Source organism: Acinetobacter sp. YH01006, assembly GCF_013420445.1.
GTDB lineage: Bacteria > Pseudomonadota > Gammaproteobacteria > Pseudomonadales > Moraxellaceae > Acinetobacter > Acinetobacter pseudolwoffii.
Window position 1 is genome coordinate 1 of the sequence record NZ_VOYB01000039.1, and the last position, 9,174, is coordinate 9,174.

9 protein-coding genes are annotated in these 9,174 nt (G+C 36.2%); 6 read left to right on the plus strand and 3 right to left on the minus strand.

Annotation, left to right across the window (positions count from 1 at the left end; translation table 11 throughout):
- The first annotated feature begins 216 nt into the window (after positions 1 to 216).
- From mobQ to FTT73_RS15355, 3 genes are all read left to right on the plus strand, one after another.
- The gene (gene mobQ / locus FTT73_RS15345; protein WP_180191636.1) at positions 217 to 1,653 is read left to right on the plus strand and encodes a MobQ family relaxase; all 1,437 of its coding nucleotides are present in this window, start codon (positions 217 to 219) and stop codon (positions 1,651 to 1,653) included.
- 534 nt (positions 1,654 to 2,187) lie between these two features.
- A complete protein-coding gene (gene repM, locus FTT73_RS15350; protein ID WP_000131200.1) occupies positions 2,188 to 3,117 on the plus strand; it encodes a replication initiation protein RepM in 930 nt (309 codons plus the stop codon).
- Between the two features lie 78 nt (positions 3,118 to 3,195).
- A complete protein-coding gene (locus tag FTT73_RS15355; protein WP_180191637.1) occupies positions 3,196 to 3,720 on the plus strand; it encodes a plasmid replication DNA-binding protein in 525 nt (174 codons plus the stop codon).
- 286 nt (positions 3,721 to 4,006) lie between these two features.
- Here the strand turns inward: FTT73_RS15355 and FTT73_RS15360 are convergent, their stop codons facing one another.
- The gene (locus tag FTT73_RS15360; RefSeq protein ID WP_159124549.1) at positions 4,007 to 5,575 is read right to left on the minus strand and encodes an ATP-binding cassette domain-containing protein; all 1,569 of its coding nucleotides are present in this window, start codon (positions 5,573 to 5,575) and stop codon (positions 4,007 to 4,009) included.
- 859 nt (positions 5,576 to 6,434) lie between these two features.
- Between FTT73_RS15360 and FTT73_RS15365 the strand changes: the two genes are divergently transcribed.
- From FTT73_RS15365 to FTT73_RS15375, 3 genes are all read left to right on the plus strand, one after another.
- Positions 6,435 to 6,665 carry an antitoxin gene (locus tag FTT73_RS15365; RefSeq protein ID WP_005020941.1) on the plus strand — a complete coding sequence of 77 codons (231 nt, stop codon included), beginning with the start codon at positions 6,435 to 6,437 and terminating at the stop codon, positions 6,663 to 6,665.
- Positions 6,662 to 7,057, plus strand: a complete 396-nt coding sequence (locus FTT73_RS15370; protein WP_180191638.1) for a type II toxin-antitoxin system VapC family toxin — start codon at positions 6,662 to 6,664, stop codon at positions 7,055 to 7,057. Before FTT73_RS15365 ends, FTT73_RS15370 begins: the two co-directional genes overlap by 4 nt.
- A 76-nt stretch (positions 7,058 to 7,133) precedes the next feature.
- Positions 7,134 to 8,009 (plus strand): hypothetical protein, encoded by an 876-nt coding sequence (locus FTT73_RS15375; protein ID WP_180004266.1) that lies wholly within the window; start codon positions 7,134 to 7,136, stop codon positions 8,007 to 8,009.
- Between the two features lie 96 nt (positions 8,010 to 8,105).
- On the opposite strand, the gene FTT73_RS15380 is transcribed toward FTT73_RS15375, so the two are convergent.
- Together FTT73_RS15380 and FTT73_RS15385 are read right to left on the minus strand one after the other, a co-directional pair.
- A complete protein-coding gene (locus FTT73_RS15380) occupies positions 8,106 to 8,825 on the minus strand; it encodes a hypothetical protein (RefSeq protein WP_180191639.1) in 720 nt (239 codons plus the stop codon).
- A 17-nt stretch (positions 8,826 to 8,842) separates the two neighbouring features.
- Positions 8,843 to 9,109: a hypothetical protein gene (locus FTT73_RS15385; RefSeq protein WP_006581723.1), complete on the minus strand. Its 267-nt coding sequence runs from the start codon at positions 9,107 to 9,109 to the stop codon at positions 8,843 to 8,845.
- Between the last annotated feature and the right edge of the window lie 65 nt (positions 9,110 to 9,174).

The following is a 9,174-nucleotide window of genomic DNA, read 5'->3' on the forward strand; positions in this document are numbered from 1 at the left end:
CGCTCATTAATCCAATACCATCATCCTGGGAAACCATCCCTAACATAAGCGCACTTGAATATGCATTCAAGGTGCTATATGTATAGTAATGTTTTCCTCGAAGAGCGCACTTATGCAAACTTCGTTTACAAGTACGATTGGGGTCTCCCCAATACCCCGACAACCGTATTCACGGTTGTATTTCACTACGTGAAAATTTAAAAGCGAAAAACAGGCATGGCGATTTACCACTTTTCAGTCAAAACCGTAGCACGATCAGCAGGGCGTTCCGCCACTGCTGCAATCGCCTATCGGGCTGGTGAAAAGATCTATTGTGAACGTGAAGGCCGAGAACATGACTACAGCCGAAAAACCGGTGTGGAATACAAAGAAATTTATTTACCAGAAGGCGCACCAGAGCATTTAAAGAATCGAGAAAAACTCTGGAACGAAGTTGAACAACGGGAAACCCGAAAAAACTCGACTGTAGCCAGGGAATTTGAAATTGCCTTTCCAAGTGAACTGAACCAGGAACAACGTCTGGCCATGCTCGAAGAATTATGTGCCAGCATCGTGGAAAGACATCAGGTAGCAGTCGATGCCTGTATTCATGCACCGCATACCGGATCCGGCAGTGATGAGCGCAATTATCACGCCCATATCCTAATGAGCACACGTAAACTTACGCCAGAAGGTTTTACAGAGAAAACCCGGGAACTCGATCAGAAACACAGTGGAGAAATCGAGCACTGGCGCGAACACTTTGCCGATATCTGCAATATGCACCTGGATCTAGCCGGATACACCGCCCGAGTCGACCACCGCAGCTACAAAGACCAGGAGAATGGCCTGGAAGCCACCCTGCACGAAGGACCGAAAGTCACCGAACTGCGCCGAAAAGGGATTGAGACCGAAATCAGCCGTAGTAATGATGAAATCAAACAGAGAAATCAGGCGCAGCTGCAATACGGCAAAAATATGGATCTGCTGATTGCTGAAAATGAGATAAAACTCAGCACACTGAAAACTGAACAGCAGACCCAAATCAAAAATAGCGCTAAAACGTCACCAATTGACGAAAAAGCCCTATTTGAGGAAAAACAGAGGGAAACCCTTGGTAAAGTGCTAAATCGCGAAATCAGCGCAAAAGACGCGAATCTAGACCTGGATTTTATGCAGCGCAATCTCAAACAAGCCGAAATAAACCTAACCAAGCACCACAAACATCAAAACGAGTTCAATCAGCACCTTGCCCAGGAGATCGTGAAAAGTGGACTCAAACAAAGTCATGACAAATTGCAAAGCCTGGTGGATCAACACAACCAATTAACCCAGAACAAACCCTTACTGTTTGGAAAAAAAGCCTGGGAAGCCCAACGTGATGCGATTTACCAAGAACACAAAAAACTGAAAGGTCAGCATGAACACCAGAAAAAACATGGTGTGAAGGATTTATTGGAAAATGAAAAATTCAAAGAACATGCCTGGAAGCAGTACCAACAACAACATCCGGCCAAAGCCAAGCAATACCAGACTCTATACCCATCCTATCAAGTCATTAAAAAATGTGTGGATGAGATCAAAGCAGAACAACAGATGAAACTCAGACAAGAACAACAGCTCAAAGCACAGCAACAAGCTCCTAAAATGAAATCTCGTGGCATGAGTCGCTAAACAGAGCGAGTGTCTACGAGCGAACTGAGAAAATTTGCCCATCCCTTTCCCTGATTACAAGCTCCCTATCCATCAATCACCTGCATGGCAGAGCATCCCGTATGGGTGCGAACTTTCCAAGTTTGATTCCTAAACCGAGCGTAGCGAGAAAAAAAAGCTGATGAGCGAAGCGAATTCCGAGTTGCTTTTGCTTTTTCTAAAAGTCACGAAAATATTAACCAAAAATTGCCCCGACGAATCGAGCGAAAGCGAGATTCAATAGAGTTTGAGCGAAGCGAAAACCAAGGGCAATTTTTCAAATTCCCTTTTTTAATTATTTTTAAAGTTTTTAAATGTTTTTAACTCGACTGAATCCTTTTATTTATAAGGATTTCAAGCTTTATATAGCAACGTTTCCTCGGTTATATAGCAACGTTTCCTCGGTTATATAGCAACGTTTCCTCGGTTATATAGCAACGTTTCCTCGGTATTTGACAACAAATATTTATTATGTTGTTATAGCAACACAATAAAATTGTTGCTAAATAGAATGACATGACAGACTTAGTCGTAAAATCTAATAAACTTGTACAAGCTTTACAGACACTTACTTTAAGCGAAACCCGTTTACTTCAGCTCGCAATTGTAGACGCTCGTGAGACTGGACAAGGTTTATCAACAGATGAACCTTTAGAATTAAATGCTCTTAGATATGCTAAAGCATTTAACGTTTCTCCAGATGCAGCTTATTTAGCATTAATTGAAGCAGAAGATTCTCTTTTTAAAAGACAATTTACGATTACCAATGAAGATGGAACTTTAACAAAAAGTCGCTGGATTCAAGATGCTAATTATCGGAAAGGTGAAGGAAGAATTTTAGTTACCTTAACTCGTGTGGTAATTGAACATGTCACTAAAATAGATGGGTTTGAACAGTATTTTACTAGTTATCATTTGAAAAAAACTGCTGACTTCAAAAGCGTTTATGCAGTACGTCTTTATGAGCTCTTAATGCAATGGAAGTCTGTAGGGAAAACGCCTGTTTATGAATTAAATAAATTTCGTAGCCAACTTGGTATAGGTGTTAACGAATACACTCGAATGGAAGCATTTAAGAGACGTGTTTTAGATATTGCAGTAGATCAAATCAACGAATTTTCAGACATAACCGTTAAATACGAACAGCATAAAAAAGGTCGTTCAATCTCAGGATTTTCTTTTAGCTTTAAGCCAAAGAAAGCAACTATTCGATCTATAGAAACTAATAGAGACCCTAATACAACTGATCTGTTCTCGAGAATGACAGATAAGCAACGCCACTTATTCGCTACTAAACTTTCCGAACTACCAGAAATGGGTAAGTATTCTCAGGGTACAGAAAGCTATCCACAATTCGCTATACGTATTGCTGAAATGCTTCAAGATAGTGAAAAATTCCAAGAATTATTCCCTTATCTTCAAAAAGTTGGCTATCAAGCTGCCTAAAATTTATACTTGATCATTTGTCTATTAGGCAGTCTAATAGACAACAACTTTTGACAGAGTTAGGCATAGATTTACAGCATGAAAAGCCTTACAGTTCTTGAGCTTTCTAAGCTTTACAATATCAATAGACAAACGATTTACAACAACATAAAGAAAGGAATTTTAAGTAAAAATTCTGATAATAAAATTGATCTGGCTGAAGCTATCCGTGTTTTTGGCGAACCTTCAAAAAAACTAGATGTAAAAGAGTCTGTAAAAATAGACAGTCCAAATTCGGCAGAATTTTTACTACTTAGGCAACAGATAGACATGCTGAAAAATCAGCTTGATGATGCAAAAGAGCGTGAATCCTTTTATCAAAATCAAATTGAGACGATGCAACGTCTACTGGAAGCACCCAAACCAAAGATTCAAGACCCTAGTGAACTCGAACTCCCTCAATCAGCTCCCATTGTAGAAATGAAGGAAGAGGTAATAGTCGTTCCACCTAAAGATGACGGATTGACTACTCCAGAGAACAAACGTATCCCTGTCCCAGAACACGTTGAACCTGAACCTAAAAAGAGAGGCTTCCTGAGCCGTTTTTTCCTTCCGTATGGTTAACCAGGACTCCAATTTTTTGATGAGCCAATTTCATTGCCAGCAATGAAATAATGACTCACCAAAAAACCGGATGATGTTTATTAAAACTGAATAAAGTCGTGAAATATTGCTTAAATAATAGGCGTGGAACGTGAAAAATCACAAAAAAAGCCCGAACAGGGATGTTCGGGCTATCAACTAGGAACTACAGCGTTGAATTTTCAAGAGAATTATAACGCATTTCGTATAAGGTGTATTATGTTAATTTTAGTAGAACTAATAAATCTATATATTTGAAAATGTCATTTTACTCAATTAAATACTCTTCAGATATTTCACACTGTTCAACAAAAAAATGATCATGTGAAACTAAAATTACAGCGCCCTGATATTGGCTAATAGCCTGCGATAGAAGCTCTCTAGACTCAATATCTAAATGATTTTCTGGTTCATCAAGCAATAATAAATCAATACCATCAGGATAGTGACTCATTGCTAATAATGCGACTTTCAATTTTTCACCACCACTCAGTTCTGATAGTTTTAATAAAGCTTTTTCACGACGAATACGTAACTGACCTAACAAATTTCTCCACTCAACTTCAGTAAGATTGGAGTTATAAAGTGCAAGGTTTTCGATTACGGATAAATCATTATTTAATAAACTAAAGTTTTGATCTAAATACAAACATGTTCCACTAAAGAAAATATCATCACGTTGATGGGTAGAAATCAATTTCAATAAGGTTGATTTACCAATTCCATTAGCACCTTTAAGATGGATTTTTTCGCCAGCTTTCAATGCAAAATTAATTTTATTTGTTGCTGTATGGGGTAGCTTTAAATCATGAATTCTTAAAATCTCTCCTTGCTTCGTACTCTGTAAGTGGAATTCAAACTTCTGAGCTTTGATTTTTTCTACAATGGTCTGCCTATTAATCAGACTATTTTTCAAATCATCAGTTTGTCGAGTTTGTTGGGCACGTAGCTTACCTAAGCTTTGTCCAGCATTTTCCTTTTTGAAATCTAGAAAAATCTTTGCTTGAGAATTAGAATCACGAAGTTCATTGCCTTTAGATTGACGTTTATTCGCTTTCATTAAGCTATCATGTTGCCGTTGTTTTAACTGCTTTAATTCTTTTTTCTCATTATTAATAGACTGAGTTAATGCATCCATGTGTAGCTGATGCTGTTGAATGTAATGCTCATAATTACCTTTGTAGTGTTGTAAGCCTAATTCAGTTAAAGCATAAATATGTTGGACTTGATTGAGTAATTGGCGATCATGACTAATCAGGCATACACCACTAGGGTGTGCCAAAATACTCTCAATTAACCATTGTCTAGATGTTGAGTCTAAATGGTTGCTTGGTTCATCTAAAAGTAGATAGTGATCCTTTTTTAAAAACAAACGACATAAAGCCAGCTTTGTTTTTTGTCCTTCACTCAGTTTTTCTGTTGGAAAGTTCAAATCCGTAGGTAAGTCAGCATTTTCAAGTATATTTTGCCATTTTTGTGGTAAATCCCAGGTATTTTCAACTAACTCATAATCATCAAAACTAGCTGTATTGTTCTCTATACGCCGAAAAGCATGATGTAAATGATCTACCTCTAATGCTTGTGCAATATTTTCAGCATTAAGGCGTTCTAATTGTGCCAAATAATCATGTTGGATATTCCATGAAACTTGACCACTATAATGAATATCTAAAGCTTGGCTTTGATCTAATATTCTGAACAATAGGGATTTACCTAAACCATTACGTCCAATTAATGCAGAAACCTGTCCTGATAAAAGCGTAATGTTTAGCTGATCAAACATTTTCTGTGTAGAAAATTCTAAATTTAAGTTTGAAGCAATACATGCATGTTGCATAAAAAATTCCTCATGTAGAGGATATGCAAAATAGTGAAGATTAACTTATAAAAAACAATATATTATTTAGGATATAAAGTAGAGACCAAGAATATATAGCCACAAGTAGAATCTATTTTGCACATCAAAAGTTTAAAAATAATGATGAGAAAATGACTTACTTCATTGGCGTTACTCTTGGGAGGATGATTTGAATAAGGTTATTTTATAATGATAAGACAATCTGTCAAGCTTGTACTAAAGCTTCTAAAAGTTATTTAACATAATGGAGGTTATACGAAATGCATTTTTAAAAGTTATTATTTATCAAATACTTAAATCAATAAAACCGAAATCAAAAAGATCAAAAAACACACGATTTAATAACTCGTGGGTTTTTTAAGCAAATTTGTAATGTTTAGCCAATAGAACCGGCTAAAAAACGCTCAATTTTGGCATTTTTCCTCGTTATCAAGATTCCAGGATATGAAATTATCCCCAATTTCTGCGGATAAACCTGGGACATTTTTTAGCCGGTCTTGTACGCATATGCTCACAATAATTCCGGCCCTTTGCGGCTGTCCAGGTGCCTGAAATTTTTTTATGATGGATTCATCAGGAACAGGAAGTTCTACACAATAATAAGAACAACGATACGCACAAGGACTGTAAGGTACGACAGGAGTTATACTGAGCGAACCCATACGAAAAACCCCGGCAGGATGCCGGGGTTTTTTATGCTCTGTACTTTTAGATGAGGCCTGGATAGGCATCTAGAATATGGATTAAAGTCATTCACCAATTACAACAAATCACACGCTACAAATTATTTAATGATAAGATATGTATCAATGATACCTATCCTATTAGGAGATAAAAAATGGAAGTTGCTAAAGTCTTTCAAACAGGTCGAAGTCAAGCCGTTAGGTTACCTAAAGCATTTCGTTTTAATGGTACTGAAGTAGCGATTAAAAGTTTTGGACGTGGTGTGTTATTGATGCCTATCGATAATCCTTGGGATGTAATGCTAGAAGCTCTAAACGAGTTTGAAGTTGGATTCAAGTTAGAACGGGCAGATCAGGGCGAACAGGTACGTGAGGATTTCAAATGATTTACCTCTTAGACACAAATATTTGTATCTATGTGATCAATCATAAGCCAGAGCATGTTTTTGAACGCTTTAAACAATACCAGCTTGGTCAGCTTGCGATTTCAAGCATAACAGCATCCGAATTAGCTTTTGGCGTTGAAAAATCTGGCTCTGAGCGTAACAAACAGGCATTGAACAAGTTTTTATCACCCTTAGATATTTTATCTTACGATGAGAAAGCAATCTGGCATTACGCAAAACTACGTCAAGATCTACAATCTACAGGTAAAATAATTGGTAGTTTGGATATGCTAATTGCAGCGCATGCCCTAGCTTTAGATGTTGTATTAGTCACAAATAACATCAAGGAATTTGAGCGTATAGATGGATTAAAGTTAGAAAACTGGGTTTAATTACAATTTCTAGTCCTTTTAAGGACTAGATTTCTCATAATTTGTATAATATTAATTCTATTAAGATTCCATAAAAATGAAAAAAATCTTTGTATTAACTCTACTGGTATCTTCAACATCTATTTTTGCTACTTCCCCCCCGCTTACACCACAAAATTTAGAAAAATATAAGGGTAATCAAGAAAATAAGATGTCACGTTTGAGAGTAAGTCTGGCTGTTTCTAGCAATAATGATCAGGGTGAGATTAATATCTCTAATTTCACTTTATGTTCAACAATTACTTGCTGGAAAGCTGAGGTTAATAAACCTGTACCTATTGTAAATAGTAGTACCACAAGAGGTCAGCTAGTAGCTGACGTTTTAATTCCAATGAATGAGCAACTTAAACAGATCTTTTTTGAACCAACGACAGGAAAGCAGTCGATTGAAGGCAATTTAAAGTTCGAAAAAGTAGTCAAAATTGAGCCTGAATATCAAGGCCACACTTTGTATATTGTTTTAGATAAGGTTAGTAAAGGAAGCGGTGTATTTCGCTACTTTCCAGTCGCTAGTAGTGCGTTGCCTTTTAATCCTGAATTAAAATACTATCTAATTGATCCAAAATTCAATCAAACAATTAATCTAAATAGTAAAAGTATGATTACGTTTCCAGCAAATTTCTTGCCTGAGCCTCAATTATTTTTTATTGCTGAGCATAATGTAGGTAAAAAATTTCCAATGCTCGATATATATCCTTACCTCAAGGGCAGAGGTGATCTTAAAATTAAGTTAGCTGAAGTAAATAAAGGGAGTAACAGTCATCCTCAAAACCAAGTTATTTCCTCAATAAGATATTCTGAAATTACTTCTTCTAATACTCGTGTAATTAATGGATCGGATACTCCCAATACAGCAGTTTTAGAAAAAAATTCATTATGGCTCAGGCTGCTGAATATTCTAAATTTAGAATAAAATTATAATAAAAATTAAAGGCCTACCTTTGACTGGCCTTCAATTTTTAAACACCTCTTTTAATGTGGTGTTTAACATAAAATCTCTTATGCGAAATCAGGTTGATCTAAAGTTCTTTATTGCCTTGATCACATGATCCCCTAATTGCTGAGTATTTTTAGGATTTCCGGCTGAATTATTTAAAGAGACATTTAAAGGGAGGGCTATCTGCCTCAAAATTTCTTTAGCTGATGGTTGTTTTTCACCATCCTTATAAACTTCAATTTTTGCATTTTCATATTGTTTTATCTCATATCCATCATAAAAAATATTATTTAAAATCAATAGCCCATGATTATTTTCAACTTTCAGTTCTGTTTCAGTAGGAATATTTAACCCTATATTTATTTTTGAATTAGCTAAAAATATTTTGTTATAAATACCTAAAATATATTTCCCTTTGTATTCTCGTGACTTAGCCTGAAACTGCTCCATATTTAAGTCATAGACTACTTCAATACAGAGGTCCTCTGGGTTAATTCTTAAAACAATAATTCTGTCCACTAACTCAATCGTTTTAAGATTAAAATCGACATGACTTGCTGTAGTAACAGTCTTAACAGAAATTCTTTGTCCAGTACTGGAAACTACATCATAACCTCTCTGATTAACTGAATCAGCTAATTGCCCTAAGGTCATCATAGCTACATAAAGTTCCCCAATTCTTCCTGTTAAATACCTTAATTCTGCAATAGGCATTCCCCAAGAGAGTTCTTTTTCAAACCATTCAATAGATTCACCTAAAGACTTAATAATATCGAATTGGCTCAATGCCATGATTGATTTCCTATCACTTATAAATTAAAGAGCTTACGATCACGTTCATCAGTCAAATACTTGTCCATCTGTGCAATCAATTTTGCCCGGGCCTGTTCATCTTCTTCAGTGATTTTTAGCATACAAGATCCGATTAGAATTTTGCGTCTAGTATCATCTTTACGAGCCTGTTCTTTCTCTTTAGCACGTTCTCTTGCAAGTGCTGCTTGTCTTTGAGCTTTAAGCTGTTTCAGCTTTTCTTCCTGGGCTTTAATTTTGCTGTCTAGTGTTTCAGTAACGCTCATTAATCCAATACCATCATCCTGGGAAACCATCCCTAACATAAGCGCACTTGAATATGCATTCAAGG

What these genes read in the sequence shown, in the direction of transcription:
- mobQ (WP_180191636.1), top strand. Translation starts at nt 217, where the DNA reads ATGGCGATTTACCACTTTTCAGTCAAAACCGTAGCACGATCAGCAGGG.
- repM (WP_000131200.1), top strand. Translation starts at nt 2,188, where the DNA reads ATGACAGACTTAGTCGTAAAATCTAATAAACTTGTACAAGCTTTACAG.
- FTT73_RS15355 (WP_180191637.1), top strand. Translation starts at nt 3,196, where the DNA reads ATGAAAAGCCTTACAGTTCTTGAGCTTTCTAAGCTTTACAATATCAAT.
- FTT73_RS15360 (WP_159124549.1), bottom strand. Translation starts at nt 5,575, where the DNA reads ATGCAACATGCATGTATTGCTTCAAACTTAAATTTAGAATTTTCTACA.
- FTT73_RS15365 (WP_005020941.1), top strand. Translation starts at nt 6,435, where the DNA reads ATGGAAGTTGCTAAAGTCTTTCAAACAGGTCGAAGTCAAGCCGTTAGG.
- FTT73_RS15370 (WP_180191638.1), top strand. Translation starts at nt 6,662, where the DNA reads ATGATTTACCTCTTAGACACAAATATTTGTATCTATGTGATCAATCAT.
- FTT73_RS15375 (WP_180004266.1), top strand. Translation starts at nt 7,134, where the DNA reads ATGAAAAAAATCTTTGTATTAACTCTACTGGTATCTTCAACATCTATT.
- FTT73_RS15380 (WP_180191639.1), bottom strand. Translation starts at nt 8,825, where the DNA reads ATGGCATTGAGCCAATTCGATATTATTAAGTCTTTAGGTGAATCTATT.
- FTT73_RS15385 (WP_006581723.1), bottom strand. Translation starts at nt 9,109, where the DNA reads ATGAGCGTTACTGAAACACTAGACAGCAAAATTAAAGCCCAGGAAGAA.